General features: G+C 69.8%; 14 protein-coding genes. 6 read left to right on the top strand and 8 right to left on the bottom strand.

Features of this window, described 5'->3' with window-relative positions; genetic code table 11:
- Window positions 1-126 precede the first annotated feature (126 nt).
- The 4 genes from ACFVH2_RS15840 to ACFVH2_RS15855 form a co-directional block, all read right to left on the bottom strand.
- Window positions 127-1,716 (bottom strand): MDR family MFS transporter, encoded by a 1,590-nt coding sequence (locus ACFVH2_RS15840; RefSeq protein ID WP_378428096.1) that lies wholly within the window; start codon window positions 1,714-1,716, stop codon window positions 127-129.
- Window positions 1,713-2,204, bottom strand: a complete 492-nt coding sequence (locus ACFVH2_RS15845; RefSeq protein WP_378428094.1) for a MarR family winged helix-turn-helix transcriptional regulator — start codon at window positions 2,202-2,204, stop codon at window positions 1,713-1,715. The genes ACFVH2_RS15840 and ACFVH2_RS15845 overlap by 4 nt, the downstream gene beginning before the upstream one ends.
- A gap of 129 nt (window positions 2,205-2,333) precedes the next feature.
- Window positions 2,334-3,617, bottom strand: a complete 1,284-nt coding sequence (locus ACFVH2_RS15850; RefSeq protein WP_378428092.1) for a class I SAM-dependent RNA methyltransferase — start codon at window positions 3,615-3,617, stop codon at window positions 2,334-2,336.
- Window positions 3,614-5,626 carry an APC family permease gene (locus tag ACFVH2_RS15855; protein WP_378428090.1) on the bottom strand — a complete coding sequence of 671 codons (2,013 nt, stop codon included), beginning with the start codon at window positions 5,624-5,626 and terminating at the stop codon, window positions 3,614-3,616. The genes ACFVH2_RS15850 and ACFVH2_RS15855 overlap by 4 nt, the downstream gene beginning before the upstream one ends.
- A gap of 197 nt (window positions 5,627-5,823) precedes the next feature.
- On the opposite strand from ACFVH2_RS15855, the gene ACFVH2_RS15860 reads away from it, so the two are divergent.
- From ACFVH2_RS15860 to ACFVH2_RS15875, 4 genes are all read left to right on the top strand, one after another.
- Complete coding sequence (locus tag ACFVH2_RS15860) at window positions 5,824-6,489, top strand: potassium channel family protein (protein ID WP_378428088.1); 666 nt, start codon at window positions 5,824-5,826, stop codon at window positions 6,487-6,489.
- A 46-nt stretch (window positions 6,490-6,535) separates the two neighbouring features.
- Entirely contained in the window at window positions 6,536-7,198 is a 663-nt protein-coding gene (locus ACFVH2_RS15865; RefSeq protein ID WP_378428086.1) for a potassium channel family protein, read from the top strand.
- Window positions 7,199-7,276: 78 nt separating this feature from the next.
- Window positions 7,277-8,857, top strand: a complete 1,581-nt coding sequence (locus ACFVH2_RS15870; RefSeq protein WP_378428084.1) for an MFS transporter — start codon at window positions 7,277-7,279, stop codon at window positions 8,855-8,857.
- Window positions 8,841-9,425: a TetR family transcriptional regulator gene (locus ACFVH2_RS15875; protein WP_378428082.1), complete on the top strand. Its 585-nt coding sequence runs from the start codon at window positions 8,841-8,843 to the stop codon at window positions 9,423-9,425. The genes ACFVH2_RS15870 and ACFVH2_RS15875 overlap by 17 nt, the downstream gene beginning before the upstream one ends.
- 183 nt (window positions 9,426-9,608) lie before the next feature.
- Here ACFVH2_RS15875 and ACFVH2_RS15880 read toward each other — a convergent pair whose 3' ends face one another.
- Both ACFVH2_RS15880 and ACFVH2_RS15885 read right to left on the bottom strand, forming a co-directional pair.
- Window positions 9,609-10,322: a DUF3159 domain-containing protein gene (locus ACFVH2_RS15880; protein WP_378428080.1), complete on the bottom strand. Its 714-nt coding sequence runs from the start codon at window positions 10,320-10,322 to the stop codon at window positions 9,609-9,611.
- Window positions 10,323-10,373: 51 nt separating this feature from the next.
- Window positions 10,374-10,751, bottom strand: a complete 378-nt coding sequence (locus ACFVH2_RS15885; RefSeq protein ID WP_378428078.1) for an OB-fold nucleic acid binding domain-containing protein — start codon at window positions 10,749-10,751, stop codon at window positions 10,374-10,376.
- 136 nt (window positions 10,752-10,887) lie between these two features.
- Here ACFVH2_RS15885 and ACFVH2_RS15890 point away from each other — a divergent pair, with 136 nt between their 5' ends.
- Window positions 10,888-11,595, top strand: coding sequence for an alpha/beta fold hydrolase (locus ACFVH2_RS15890; protein WP_378428076.1), 708 nt, complete (start codon window positions 10,888-10,890; stop codon window positions 11,593-11,595).
- Here the strand turns inward: ACFVH2_RS15890 and ACFVH2_RS15895 are convergent.
- The gene (locus ACFVH2_RS15895; protein WP_378428143.1) at window positions 11,592-12,449 is read right to left on the bottom strand and encodes a DUF3710 domain-containing protein; all 858 of its coding nucleotides are present in this window, start codon (window positions 12,447-12,449) and stop codon (window positions 11,592-11,594) included. The genes ACFVH2_RS15890 and ACFVH2_RS15895 overlap by 4 nt on opposite strands.
- Entirely contained in the window at window positions 12,449-12,940 is a 492-nt protein-coding gene (gene dut, locus ACFVH2_RS15900; protein ID WP_378428074.1) for a dUTP diphosphatase, read from the bottom strand. Before dut ends, ACFVH2_RS15895 begins: the two co-directional genes overlap by 1 nt.
- A gap of 24 nt (window positions 12,941-12,964) precedes the next feature.
- Between dut and ACFVH2_RS15905 the strand changes: the two genes are divergently transcribed.
- A complete protein-coding gene (locus ACFVH2_RS15905; protein ID WP_378428072.1) occupies window positions 12,965-13,474 on the top strand; it encodes a DUF3093 domain-containing protein in 510 nt (169 codons plus the stop codon).
- The last annotated feature ends 128 nt before the right edge of the window (window positions 13,475-13,602 follow it).

A 13,602-nucleotide genomic window follows, 5' to 3' on the forward strand; every position in this document is an offset into this window, starting at 1 on the left:
CCTACCGCGCCCGCCTCCCCCCACCGCGCCGCGGGGGGGGGGGGGGGCGGCGTGTGGCTCCCCCCCCCCACCCGCCCCCGGCCCGACCCCTCGTGGGGGTCGGGCCGGCTCGGTGTCGGCTGTGGCTCAGACCTTCGCGTACTCCTCGTCCGCCTCGGAGGGCTTGAGGTCGATCGTGGTGCGCAGCGGCTTGTTCGGCAGGAAGCTCACCGCGATCAGCGTGATCACCGCGACCCCGGCCGCGATAAGGAAGATCCGTCCGGTCGCGTCGCCGTAGGACGCCCGGATCACGTCCTGCACGGGCGCGGGAAGCGCCTTGAGGTTGAGGTTGCCGCCGCCTCCCGGGGTGTGGCTGTCGATGCCGAGCTTCGCGAAGCCCTGTGCGGTGAGGTCGGTGACGCGGGTGGCGAGCACCGAGCCGAGCACCGAGACGCCGATCGCGCCGCCGAACGTCCGGAAGAAGGCCACCACACTGCTGGACGCGCCGATGTTGTGCACGCTGACCGTGTTCTGCACCGCGAGCACGACGTTCTGCATCAGCATGCCGGTGCCCAGACCCAGCACCGCGATCATCAGACCGATCAACCAGGTCTTGGTCTCGTGGTCGATGGTGCTCAGCATCAGGAAGCCGACCATCTGCAGGACCGCGCCGCCGACGACGAAGCCCTTCCACTTGCCGAACCGGGTGATCAGCTGGCCCGAGCCGACGGTGCCGACGAGCATGCCGAAGACCATCGGGATGGTGAGCAGTCCGGCCTCGGTCGGGGTGTGCCCGCGGGCGGTCTGGAAGTACTGGCCCAGGAACGTGGTGGCACCGAAGAGCCCGACGCCGACCGCGACCGAGGCGATGATGGCGAGCGCGGTGGTCCGCTCCCGCACGATCGGCAGCGGAATGATCGGCGACTTCGCCTTGCTCTCGACGAAGACGGTCGCGATCAGCAGCACCAGGCCCAGGGCGACGAGCCCGAAGGACTTGGTGGAGAACCAGTCGTAGTAGGTCGGCTTACCCGCGAACGAGACCCACACCAGCAACACGGACACGCCCGCGGTGAGCAGGGTCGCGCCGAGCCAGTCGATGGACACGCCGTCCTTGCGGTCGGTCTCGATGTGCAGCGTCTTCTGCAGCAGGAACAGCGCGATCACGGCGAGGGGGACGCAGACGAAGAAGCACCAGCGCCACCCGAGCCCGTCGGCGATGACGCCGCCGAGGACCGGACCGCCGGCCATCGCGACGGCCATGACCGCACCGGTGTAACCGGAGTACCGCCCGCGGTCACGCGGCGGGATGATGGTGCCGATGATCGCCACGACGAGGGCGGTCAGGCCACCCATGCCGACGCCCTGGACGACGCGGGCGCCGAGCAGGATCGGAACGTTCTGCGCCATACCGGCGATCACCGAGCCGACCACGAAGATCACGATCGCGCTCTGGACCAGGGTCTTCTTGTTGTACAGGTCGGAGAGCTTGCCCCAGATCGGGGTGGACGCGGCGGTCGCCAGCAGCGATGTGGTGATGACCCAGGCGTACTGGGTCTGGCTGCCGTTGAGGTCGCCGATGATGGTGGGCAGCGCCGTCGAGACGATCGTCGAGCTGATCAGCGCGGTGAACAGCGCCGCGAGCAGTCCGGCGAGCACCTCGAGGATCTCACGGTGCGTCATGAGCTGCTCGGTGCCGGGCGGGGCGGCGTGCCGCCCTGTCGATTGGGTGGTGGTCATGGGCGGTGTCCCCCCGGAAGATGAGAATTGGTTCCGGCCACGGGTTTCCGCGCCGGCGGGGTCGAGAAGGTGTTCTTGAGGTGGCGAAGCGAGGCGAGTGCCGCGTCGGCCTCGTCCTGGCTCCAGCCCGCGAGCAGATCGTGGAGCCGACCTGCTCGGTCTTCCTTGCTCTTGTTCAGTAGTTGTGCACCCGACTCGGAGAGCTGAACCAGCGATGCCCGCCCGTCCATCGGGTCGGGTCGCCTTTCCACGAAGCCCGCGTCGGCGAGGTCGGCGATCTGCCGGCTCAGCGACGACTGACTGACACAAAGGTCGTTCGCCAGTTCGTTCTGCCGGCACGGCCCCGCGGTGACGAGCAGGTGCAGGATTCCGAGCAGCGCGGGCGGCAGGTCGTCTTCGGCGCCTGCGACGAGAACGTTGCGGAGAACCCTGCCGAACAGGAAGACCTCCTCGACGAGATCCTCCGCGGTCGCGGTACGAACGGTCATGACTGCATCCCTCGAGTAAAGAGACATTAATGATGCTTGCAGTAAGCAACTATATATTGCTTGCATTGCCCAAGCAACTTGTTGTGATGCACGAGACTCCCACTCGGCGGGACGGCGCCCGGGCCGGGGTCAGCGCGTGAGCAGCGCGATGCACTCCATGTGATGGGTCAGCGGGAACGCGTCGAACGCCCGCACCTGCTCGAGGCGGTAGCCCTGCCCCAGGTAGAGCCCGACGTCCCGACCGAACGCGGCCGGATCACAGCCGATGTGGATCACCGTCGACGGATTCGCCGCCGCGACCGCCTCGACCACCTCACGACCCGCGCCGGACCGCGGCGGGTCCAGGACCACCGCGTCCACCGGCATCGGCAACTCCCCCGCCCCCGACGCGCCCAGTGCCGACTCGACCCGTTCGGCCAGCAGTCGCACCTGCCCGAGGTCGCCGAGCGCGGCTCGGCCGTCGGCCACCGCGCCGCGGGAGGACTCCACCGACACGACCGTGCCGCGGTCACCGACCTGCCGGCCCAGTTCCGCCGCGAACACGCCCACACCGCCGTACAGGTCCCAGGCCGACCGACCGGTCGTCAGCCCCGACCACTCCCCGACCACGGCCGAGTACGCGCCTGCGGCGCCACGATGCGCCTGCCAGAAGCCGGTCGCCGACAGTTCCCACTCCCGGCCGCCGACCCGCTCCACGGCCCGCCCGCTGCCGATCACCACGTGCTCGCGCCGGGGCCCCGCGGACGCCGCCCGCCGGGCGGTGGCACCCCGCCTGCCCGGACTGCGACGTCCCGTGCGCGAGACCCGCGCCGGTTCGATCTCCACCACGTGCCGGGACCCGTCGGCGTCGACGGTGACCTGGATCTCCCCGCCGGGCCGCCAGTCCCGCTCGTCCAGCGACTGGTACATCCCCAGAACCGGTTGCGGACAGAGCAGTTCGGTCACCACACGGTTGCTGCGGTACCCGTGGAAGCCCGCCCTGCCGTCCGCGTCGACGGCGAGCCGCAGCCTGGTGCGCCAGCCGGTGCCGTTGCCCGTCCCGGGCAGGTCCTCGACCTCCACCGCACGCTCCACCCCGGCCAGCCGCCGCAGCTGTTCGGCGAGCACCGAGGCCTTCATCGCGCGCTGCGCGGGCAGGCTCGCGTGCGAGAAGTCGCAGCAGCCGGCGCCGCCCGGCCCGGAGATCGGGCACAGTGCCGGAATCCGGTCGGCCGAGGCCTCGACGATCTCCACCGCGTCCGCGCGGCAGAACGAGCCGCCGCGGTCCTCGGTGACGCGGGCGCGCACGAGCTCGCCGGGCAGTCCGTGCCGGACGAACACGACGCGACCGTCGTGGCGGGCGATGCAGAACCCGCCGTGACCCGGATTGCCCAGCCGCAGTTCGAGTTCCCGCCCGAACCAGCTCTCGCTCACTGCTTTCCCTCGGGCGCGTCGAACCCGCGGCGGGTCGCGCCGGGCGCGGCCGACGGCTCGACCCGCCGCGCACGATCGCGGGCCTTCTCCGAGGAGGTCAGCTGCCAGGGCACGCTGGTGACCATCACACCCGGCTGGAACAGCAGCCGGCTCTTGAGCCGGAGCGCACTCTGGTTGTGCAGGATCTGCTCCCACCAGTGACCGACCACGTACTCGGGGATGAACACGGTCACCACGTCCCGCGGCGAGTCGCGCCGCACCCGCTTGACGTAGTCGAGGACCGGCTTGGTGATCTCGCGGTACGGCGACTCGACCACCTTGAGCGGCACGGTGATGTCGCTGCGCTCCCACTCGCGCACCAGCGCGCGGGTATCCGGCTCGTCCACGTTGACCGTGACCGCCTCCAGCGTGTCCGGCCGGGTCGCCCTCGCGTAGTTGATCGCCCGCAGGGTGGGCATGTGCAGCTTCGACACGAGCACGATCGAGTGCGTGCGGCTCGGCAGTACGCCGTCCCACTCGACCTCCTCGAGCTCCGCGGCGACGCTGTCGTAGTGCCTGCGGATCATCTTCATCACCACGAAGATCGCGACCATGGCGACGATCGCGATCCACGCGCCCGCCGCGAACTTGGTGATCAGGACGATCACCAGCACGGCGCCGGTCATCGCCAGGCCGATGGAGTTGATCACCCGTGAGCGCTGCATCTTCCTGCGCTGGGCGGGATCCGACTCGGACTTCAGGTGCCGCGTCCAGTGCCGGATCATGCCGGTCTGGCTGAGCACGAAGGAGACGAACACACCCACGATGTAGAGCTGGATCAGCTTGGTGACCTCGGCGCCGAAGAGCACCACGAAGGCGATCGCAGCGCCGGAGAGGAACAGGATGCCGTTACTGAACGCGAGCCGGTCGCCGCGCGTGTGCAACTGGCGCGGCAGGTAGCGGTCCTGCGCGAGGATCGAACCGAGCACCGGGAACCCGTTGAACGCGGTGTTCGCGGCCAGCACCAGGATCAGCGCGGTGACGGTGGCGATGAAGTAGAAGCCCACCGGGAACCCGTTGAACACGGCCTCGGCCAGCTGCGCGATCAGCGTCTTCTGCTGGTAGCCCTCGGGCGCACCGGACAACTGGGTCGCCGGGTCGTGGGCGTACACGATGCCGATCTTCTGGGCCAGGATGATGATGCCCATCAACAGCACGATGGCGATGGTGCCGAGCATGAGCAGGGTGGTCGCGGCGTTGCGCGACTTGGGCTTGCGGAATGCGGGCACGCCGTTGCTGATCGCCTCGACACCGGTCAGCGCCGCACAGCCGGACGAGAAGGCGCGGGCGATGAGGAAGGCGAAGGCGATCCCGAACATGTGCTGGTCCTCGGCGTGCAGCTCGAATCCGGCGGACTCGGCCCGGACGTTGTCGCCGAGCACGTAGATCCGGAACAGGCCCCACACCAGCATCAGGAACATGCCGACGATGAACGCGTAGGTCGGGATGGCGAACGCCGTGCCCGATTCCCGGATGCCGCGCAGGTTCATCGCGGTGAGCAGCGCGATCGCCGCCACCGCGAACAGCACCTTGTGCGTGGCCACGAACGGCACCGCCGAGCCGATGTTGGAGGCAGCCGACGAGATCGAAACCGCAACGGTCAACACGTAGTCGACCATCAGCGCGCTGCCGACGGTCAGCCCCGCGGTCGGCCCGAGGTTGGTGGTCGCGACCTCGTAGTCGCCGCCGCCCGACGGGTACGCGTGCACGTTCTGCCGGTAGCTCGCGACGACCACCGCCATGACGACACAGACGGCCAGGCCGATCCACGGCGTGTACGCGTATGCGGAGATCCCGGCGACCGACAGCACGAGGAAGATCTCCTCGGGCGCGTACGCCACGGAGGACATCGCGTCGGAAGCGAAGACCGGCAAGGCGATCCGCTTGGGCAACAGCGTGTGCCCCAACTTGTCGCTTCGGAACGGTCTACCCACCAACAGCCGCTTGGTCGCGGTCGACAGCTTTGACACCGGGAAAGCGTAAGCCGTCGGAACCGATCCAGTGCCATCGCGGGCCGTTCACCGGAACGGTGGCGCCGCGCCGGGCCCGGAATGCCGAGGTGCGCGGGCAGCGGCGAACGTGGGGCGGTACGGTTCGATTCATCCAACTTCGCCGCGCCGCGGCGAGCTCGAGACAGCGTCGGGGAACCGATGAGCGGAGGCCAGCGGTGTACGTAGTCGTGATGGGGTGCGGCCGGGTCGGATCGGCCCTCGCGGCCGGACTGGCTCGGATCGGTCACGAGGTCGCGATCATCGATCGGGACCCGGAGGCGTTCCGGCGTCTCGACCCCGAGTTCACCGGCCGACGGGTCGTCGGGATGGGATTCGACCGGGACGTGCTGCTCAAGGCCGGTATCGAGCGGGCCGAGGCGTTCGCCGCCGTGTCCTCCGGCGACAACTCGAACATCATCTCCGCCCGCGTCGCCCGTGAGACCTTCGGCGTCGGCCGGGTCGTCGCCCGTATCTACGACGCCAAGCGCGCGGCCGTGTACGAACGGCTCGGGATCCCGACCGTCGCGACGGTGCCGTGGACGACGGACCGCTTCCTGCACCACCTCACCCGCGAGTCGCACACCACCAAATGGCGCGACCCGTCGGGCACCGTGGCGGTCGCCGAGCTGGACCTGCACGAGGACTGGGTCGGCCACCTCGTGACCGAGCTCGAGGAGTTCACCACGTCCCGGGTCGCCTTCCTGATCAGGTTCGGTACCGGGCTGCTGCCGGACCGCAAGACCGTGATCCAGGCCGACGACCAGGTGTACATCGCCGCGGTGTCCGGGACGGTCGCCGAGGCCGTGGCGCTGGCCGCCACCCCGCCGCCGGGCGACTCGTGACCGCCAACCTTCCCGCCCACCTCCCCAACCCGATCGGACGGCACCGATGAGAGTCGCAATCGCCGGAGCAGGCGCCGTAGGCCGCTCCATCGCCCGCGAACTGGTACGTGGCGAGCACTACGTGACGCTGCTCGAGCGCAAGCTCGAACACGTCGACCCGGAGGCGATCCCGGAGGCGCACTGGGTGCACGCCGACGCGTGCGAGCTGGCGCTGCTCGAGTCCGCGGGACTCGAGTCCTACGATGTGGTCATCGCCGCGACCGGCGACGACAAGGTCAACATCGTGGTCAGCCTGCTGGCCAAGACCGAGTTCGGTGTCCGCCGCGTCGTGGCCCGGGTCAACGATCCGCGCAACGAGTGGCTCTTCGACGAGTCCTGGGGCGTGGACGTGGCGGTCTCGACGCCACGGATGCTCGCCTCGCTCGTCGAGGAGGCCGTCTCGGTCGGAGACCTGGTCCGGCTCATGACCTTTCGCCAGGGACAGGCCAATCTGGTCGAGATCACCCTGCCCGCGGACACCGAGCTCGCGGGCAAGCCGGTGCGCAAGATGCAGCTGCCGCGCGATGCCGCGCTGGTCACGATCATCCGCGGCGGCCGCGTGATCGTGCCGCAGCCGGACGACCCGATCGAGGGCGGCGACGAACTGCTGTTCGTGGCCTCCGTCGAGGTGGAGGACGAACTGCGCGAGGCGGTCGGCGTCAAACGCTGACTTCGGTGGGACCCTTGCCCGGGCCAAATGTGAGAGCTACATTCAGTTTGTAGCTACTTTCACATTGGAGTCACTGCCATGACCGTAGCCTCCGCACCCTCGACCTCCACCAATCGCTGGTGGGCACTCGGCGCCCTCGGGGTAGCCATGCTCACCATCGGCCTCGACACCACAGTCCTCGTCGTCGCACTGCCCACCCTCGCGGTGGACCTGCACGCGACCACCTCGCAACTGCAGTGGTTCAGCACCGCCTACACCCTGGTACTGGCGGGGACGCTGCTGCCCGCGGGCGGCGTCGGCGACCGCGTCGGCCGCAAACGAATGCTCGTCGCGGCGACGGCCCTCTTCGGTCTCGCGTCGGTGGCCTGCGCCTACTCCCGGACCCCGGGCGAACTGATCGGCGCGCGAGCGGTTCTCGGCCTGGCCGCCGCCGTGATGATGCCGATGTCGATGTCGGTGCTGCCGGTCATGTTCCCCGACAAGCGTGAGCAGGCCCGGGCGCTGGCCGTCTGGGTCACCGCGACGGCGATCGGGCTGCCCCTCGGCCCGATCGTGGGCGGCTGGCTGTTGCAGCACTACTGGTGGGGCTCGGTGTTCCTGATCAACGTGCCGCTCGTCTGCGTCGGCCTGCTCGCGATCGTGACCCTGGTACCGGAGTCGCGCGCCGCCGAGCGGTTGCCCTTCGACCTGCCGGGCGCGGCACTGTCGTCACTCGGGCTGCTCGCGCTGACCTACGGCTTCATCCGGGCCGGCGAGGTCGGATGGGGCGACCCGGTCACCCTGGCGAGCCTCGCGGCGGGCGTCGCGGTACTGACCGCGTTCGTCGTCCGGCAGCGCCACGCGCGCTATCCCCTGATCGACCTCGCACTGCTGCGCAGCCGTGAGTTCACCTGGGGTGCAGCACTTTCCACCGCGGTTACCTTCGTCATGTTCGGCCTGTTCTTCTCGCTTCCACAACTCTTCCAGTCCGTGCGGGGAAGCGACGCCTTTCACACCGGACTCGAGCTGCTGCCGCTGATCGGCGGCCTGGTGATCGGCACCCGCCTCGGCGCCGCGCTCGGTACCCGGCTGGGCGCGGGCGCCGTGATCGGACTGGGATTCGTGGTCCTCGGCGGCTCGGCGGTGCTCGCCACCTTCACCTCGACCGCCACGCCGTACCCCGTCGTCGCCTGCTGGCTCACCCTCGCCGGAGCCGGATTGGGACTGGTGATGCCGGTGGCGATGGCCGCCGCCGTCGGCACGCTGTCCGCGGAGCGATCGGGATCGGGGTCCGCGCTGATCCAGGCCCTACGACAGGCGGGCGGCACGATCGGCGTCGCCGTCCTCGGGACGGTGCTGGCCTCGACGTACCGCGCGCACCTCGACACCGGCTCGCTCCCGCCCACGGCGGCCGAACGCGCCCGCGACGGCGTCGCGTCCGCCATGGCGATCGCGCAGCAGACGAGCATGCCGTCGCTGGCCCGCGCTGCCGGCGACTCGTTCGTCGCGGGCATGTCCGCGGTGCTGTGGGTGACCGTCGCGGTATCGGCGGTGTGCGCCGTCGCGGCCGCCATCGCGCTGCCACTGCGCCCGACGCCCGAGGACGACTCCGACGGCGGCGCGTCACCGCCGCCGCCCCGCACCGAAAGGGAGAGCGTGACTCATGGCACCGCAACCTGAGCAGCTGGGGCTGCGTGAACGCAAGAAGATCAAGACCCGAGCCCTCATTCGGGCGGAGGCCATGCGGCTGTTCGAGGAGCAGGGCTACGAGTCGACCACGATCGAGCAGATCGCCGAGGCCGCCGACGTGTCCCCCAGCACCTTCTTCCGCTACTTCCCGACCAAGGAGCGGGTCGTCCTGGTGGACGATCTGGACGACCCGACCATTGCCGCACTCGAGAAGATCCCGCTCGACGTCCCTCCGCTGACCGCCTTCCGGCAGGCCTTCGAGAAGACCCTCTCGGAGATGACCGAGGAGCAGGTCGAGATCGAACTGGCCCGGAGCCGGCTGATGTTCTCCGTCCCCGCCCTGCGGGCCGCGTTCACCGTCGAGCTCTATCGGAGCATCGACTTCGCCGTCGAGGTGCTGGCCGAGCGGATGGGCCGCAGCCCGGACGACACCCGGCTGCGGGTTCTGGTGGGCGCCATGACCGGGGCGGTGCTGGCGATGGCGGGCACGGCCCCGCAGGACCTTCGGTACCCGATTCGGGCGCTCGAACTGCTCGAGGCCGGACTCCCGGTCGAATGAACCACCCAAATGCACGGCGCCGGACCTCGGACATTTGCCCGAGCGCGCGAATTCCCGAACACGCCGAGCCGGGACCGTTTGTCGATACGCACCGAAACAGTGGGTCAGATCACAATTTGCACGCGTTTCGATAACAGTTGTTACGCGTATTAATTCGGACGGCCGACATTCATTCGGTCGACATCACGGCCGATTCAGGTCGGGACCACCGGGCTCGCCGTCAGGAGTCGCGTCGGCGCCCGGGACCGGCTCGTCGACGCCGGCCTCGTCCACACCCGACTCGTCGACACCCGACTCGTCCACGATCCGGTCGGCGCGCCGCACCGCCCACACCGTCGCCAACAGCACCAGCGCGGTCAGCGGCCACCCCATCGCGATGCGCGAGACCGCGAGCCAACCGGTGTGGTCGGTGTCGTAGAGCTGCGACTGCACCAGGTACCGCGCGGCGAACACCAGCGCCCAGGCGACGGTCGCGATGTCGTAGGCCCGCAGCGCCGGCCGGGACCGCCGCCAGCTGTTGCCGTGGCCGTTGAGGAAACCCCACAACACGCCGACCAGCGGCCAACGCACCAGGATCGACACCACGAACACGCCCGCGTACAGCAACGACGTGTAGATGCCGAACAGGAAGTACCCCTTGGCGTCACCCGTCTTGTGCGCGATGAACGCACAGATGCCGACGCCGATGAAACCGGAGATCGCCGGCTGGATGGTGCCGCGCACCACCAGTCGCCACACCAGGACGACCGCGGCGACGCCGAGCGCGGCCCAGATCGCTGCGGTGAGCCCGAACACGCTGTTGACCGGCACGAAGACCAGGATGGGCAGCGTCGAGTACACCAGCCCGCTGATGCCACCGAGCTGTTCGAGAATGGACTGCTGCTGCGTGTCGCTCACTCCACGAGCCTGCCACACGGATCGGGCGGCCCCGTCGGGAGGCGGCGTCGGTCAGGCGTCGCCGCGGAGCTCGTAGTAGGGGTTGTAGATGACCTTCTGGCCGTTGCGGTCGCCGAGGCGCCCGCGCACCATCAGCTTCTTGCCGGGATCGATGCCCGCGATCCGACGCCTGCCGATCCAGACCAGGGTGACCGCCTCGGTGCCGTCGAAGAACTCGGCCTCGACGCTGGCGTTGGCGGACTTCGGACAGGCCTCGACGCTGCGGAGCCGACCCAGCATGGTGACCTCCTCGCCGCGGGAGCAGTCGCAGGCGCGCTGCGCCCCCGAGGCCTCCGACGAGTTGGCCATCTCCTCGGCGTCGAGCTGATCGATGTCCTCGGTCAGTCGACGGGTGAGTCGACGAAAGTAACCGTTGGCCGCGAGTGCCATTGCGCGCTCCTGGAGCATGTGCGGTGCGAGTCGCCCCGCGTGGTAGGTCTTCTTGTGATCGCCACTGTAGCCCCAACCCATACCGCTAACCACACCGTCTGCGAGCGCCGTCACACCCACCGGGCAGTATCGACGTATGCCAGAACTGACCCTGCCGCGGGTAGCGGTGGTCCTGCCCGGAACCGGATCCGACGCACATTTCGCCGCTCGGGCGTTCACCGACGCGTTGTCGCAGGTCGGAGTGGATGTTGTCGCGGTGGATCCGGATCCGCGCCGCGTCGTCGGCAGCTACCTGGACGCGCTCACCGCGGCCGCCGATCGGCACGGGCCGATCCTCGCGGGCGGCATCTCCATCGGTGCGGCGGTCGCGCTGCAGTGGGCCGCCCGGCACGGTTCGCTCGCCGTCGGCGTGCTGGCCGCCCTGCCGGCCTGGACCGGGGATCCGGTCGACGCCCCGGCGGCGCTGAGCGCGACGCTGACCGCGCGCCGGTTGCGCGCCGACGGACTCGAGGCGGTCACGGGGGCGATGATCGAGTCGTCACCGGCCTGGCTCGGCGGCGAGCTGGAACGGTCGTGGCGTTCGCAGTGGCCGCACCTGCCTCTGGCGCTGGACGAGGCCGCCGGGTACCGGGGACTCGACGAGCACGAGATGGCCCGCACCACGACGCCGGTGGGCATCTGCGCGGCCACCGACGATCCGGTCCATCCGCTGGCCGTGGGCGAGCAGTGGGCGGCCCTGCTGCCGCACGCGGCGGTCGAGACCGTCACCCTCGATCAGGTGGGTGCCGATCCCGGAGCCCTCGGGCGCGGCTGCCTGGCCGCCCTGTCGCGCGCGGTGCGCTAACGGCCGAGCTGCTGCATCGCCGAGCCGGATCCGCCGGGACGCTCCTCCGGCGGTTCCGGCGGGGCCTGCTGCTCGAGGACCGCCTCGGTGACCGCGGCCTGCTGCTCTGCGAGGACCTGCTGCTGTTCCGCGAGGGCCTGCTGCTGCATCTGTTGCTGCTGGGCCAGCATCTGCTGCTGCTGGGCCGCGACCAGCTGCTCGGCCAGCGCCTGGGGCAGCACCACCGGCAGCGGGGTTCGGACCGGGTTCGGCTCGTCACCACGCTTGACGATGGTCTCGCGCAGCACCTCCCTGGCGGTCTCGGCGAGCGGCGAATCGATGCCCGCGGTCCCGGCCGGGCCGGCCGCGACGCACCGAATCATCCAGCGGTAGCCGTCGATGCCGATGAAACGCAGGTCCGCGTTCGGGGTGACCGCGTGCAGCTCGCGCCCCCACGGGCCGCCCTCGACGCTGACCGCGGCGTTGTCGGCGCGCAGCGACTCCGCGAGATCACCCGCGACGTCACGCCACTGGCCGGGGGACTTCGGCGCCGCGTACGCGGCCACGGTGATCCGGCCGTGCTGGGTGACCAGGTGGACCGCCTGCGGGCTGCCGTCCGGGGCCATCTCGACCTGGATCTGCCCGCCCTCGGGCATCGGCACCAGCAGCGACCCCAGGTCGAGCCTGCCGGCGGCCTCCTCCTCGAGCTCCGCGGCCTCGAACTCGCTCGCGTCGTAGGGACCGCGGTCCTCCGTGACCTCGAACTCGTCGTCGCGTTCGACGACCGCGGCGGGCTCGGGCGCGTCGCCGCGCAGGTCCTCGAACCGGTCGGGCTGCTCGTCCGCCGCCGATTCCTTCTTCTTGCGTCCGAAAATCATTGCGCCTCTTCCTCGGGCAGTGACGACACCGCGTGCAGGATCGCATGGCCACCACTGGAACCGTGGCCTCCGGTGCCCCTGCTGGTGTCGTCGAGCGAGTCGACCTCGACGAACGAGACCAGCTCGACGCGCTGCACCAGCAGCTGCGCGATGCGGTCTCCACGCCGGATGTCGATCGGGGTACGTGAGTCGTGATTGATCAGGCAGACCTTGATCTCGCCGCGATAGCCGGCGTCGATCGTGCCGGGCGTGTTGACCACCGACAGGCCGGACTTGGCCGCGAGCCCCGAACGCGGGTGGATCAGGCCCACCGTGCCGATCGGGAGCGCGATCGCGATCCCCGTCCCGACGAGCACCCGCTCGCCCGGTTCGATCGTGACGTCGACGGTGGAACACAGGTCAACCCCTGCGTCCGACTCGTGCGCACGTTGCGGGACCGGTATCTCGGGATCGAGGCGCAGCAGCTCGATGGCAGGAAGATCGCTCACGTGCACCGAGACTACTCTGGATGCGTGTCCGAGAACCCCCAACCTGCATCCCCGCTCAACGACCGCGTCGCCGCTGCTCCGCGCTACTCCGAGCGGCTGTGGGTACCGCTCTGGTGGTGGATCGCCGGCCTCGTCGTCGTGGTCCTGCTCGCCGTCGAGGTCAACATGGGGGTGCGCAGTCTGGTCAAGTGGCTGCCGTTCGTTCTGTTGACGCCCCTGGCCGTGTGGGCGCTGGTCTGGCTGAGCCGGGTGCGGGTGGAGGTCTTCGACGGCATCGGGGGTGCGCCCGACGAGTTGCGTGCGGGCCGCGCCCACCTGCCGCTCGACGCGATCGCGCGGGTGGCCGTCGTCCCCGGGAGCGCGAAGTCGGCCGCCCTCGGCCGCCAGCTCGACCCCGCCGCGTACGTCGAGCACCGCACCTGGGTCAAGCCGATGGTGCTGATCGTGCTCGACGATCCGGACGACCCGACCCCGTACTGGCTGGTCAGTACCCGCCGCCCGGCCGAGCTGGCCGCCGCGCTCGACCGGACCTGACCTGGAGGTCCAAGCACTACAGACGCCGGTGCGCGGCCTGCATGCAGGCCGGGCCCCCCGGGGCGGTTGTGTGGGTAGAGGGAGTTAGAAAAAAAACACAAACCCCCAAAACAACGACCAAAAAACAT

Origin of the sequence: Rhodococcus sp. NPDC127527 (genome assembly GCF_042672245.1) — a bacterium.
In the GTDB taxonomy this organism is placed as follows: Bacteria; Actinomycetota; Actinomycetes; order Mycobacteriales; family Mycobacteriaceae; genus Rhodococcus_G.

Bases quoted from the DNA above. Each gene is read 5' to 3' on its own strand.
- ACFVH2_RS15840 (WP_378428096.1), bottom strand. From the start codon at position 1,716: ATGACCACCACCCAATCGACAGGGCGGCACGCCGCCCCGCCCGGCACC.
- ACFVH2_RS15845 (WP_378428094.1), bottom strand. From the start codon at position 2,204: ATGACCGTTCGTACCGCGACCGCGGAGGATCTCGTCGAGGAGGTCTTC.
- ACFVH2_RS15865 (WP_378428086.1), top strand. From the start codon at position 6,536: ATGAGAGTCGCAATCGCCGGAGCAGGCGCCGTAGGCCGCTCCATCGCC.
- ACFVH2_RS15870 (WP_378428084.1), top strand. From the start codon at position 7,277: ATGACCGTAGCCTCCGCACCCTCGACCTCCACCAATCGCTGGTGGGCA.
- ACFVH2_RS15875 (WP_378428082.1), top strand. From the start codon at position 8,841: ATGGCACCGCAACCTGAGCAGCTGGGGCTGCGTGAACGCAAGAAGATC.
- ACFVH2_RS15885 (WP_378428078.1), bottom strand. From the start codon at position 10,751: ATGGCACTCGCGGCCAACGGTTACTTTCGTCGACTCACCCGTCGACTG.
- ACFVH2_RS15890 (WP_378428076.1), top strand. From the start codon at position 10,888: ATGCCAGAACTGACCCTGCCGCGGGTAGCGGTGGTCCTGCCCGGAACC.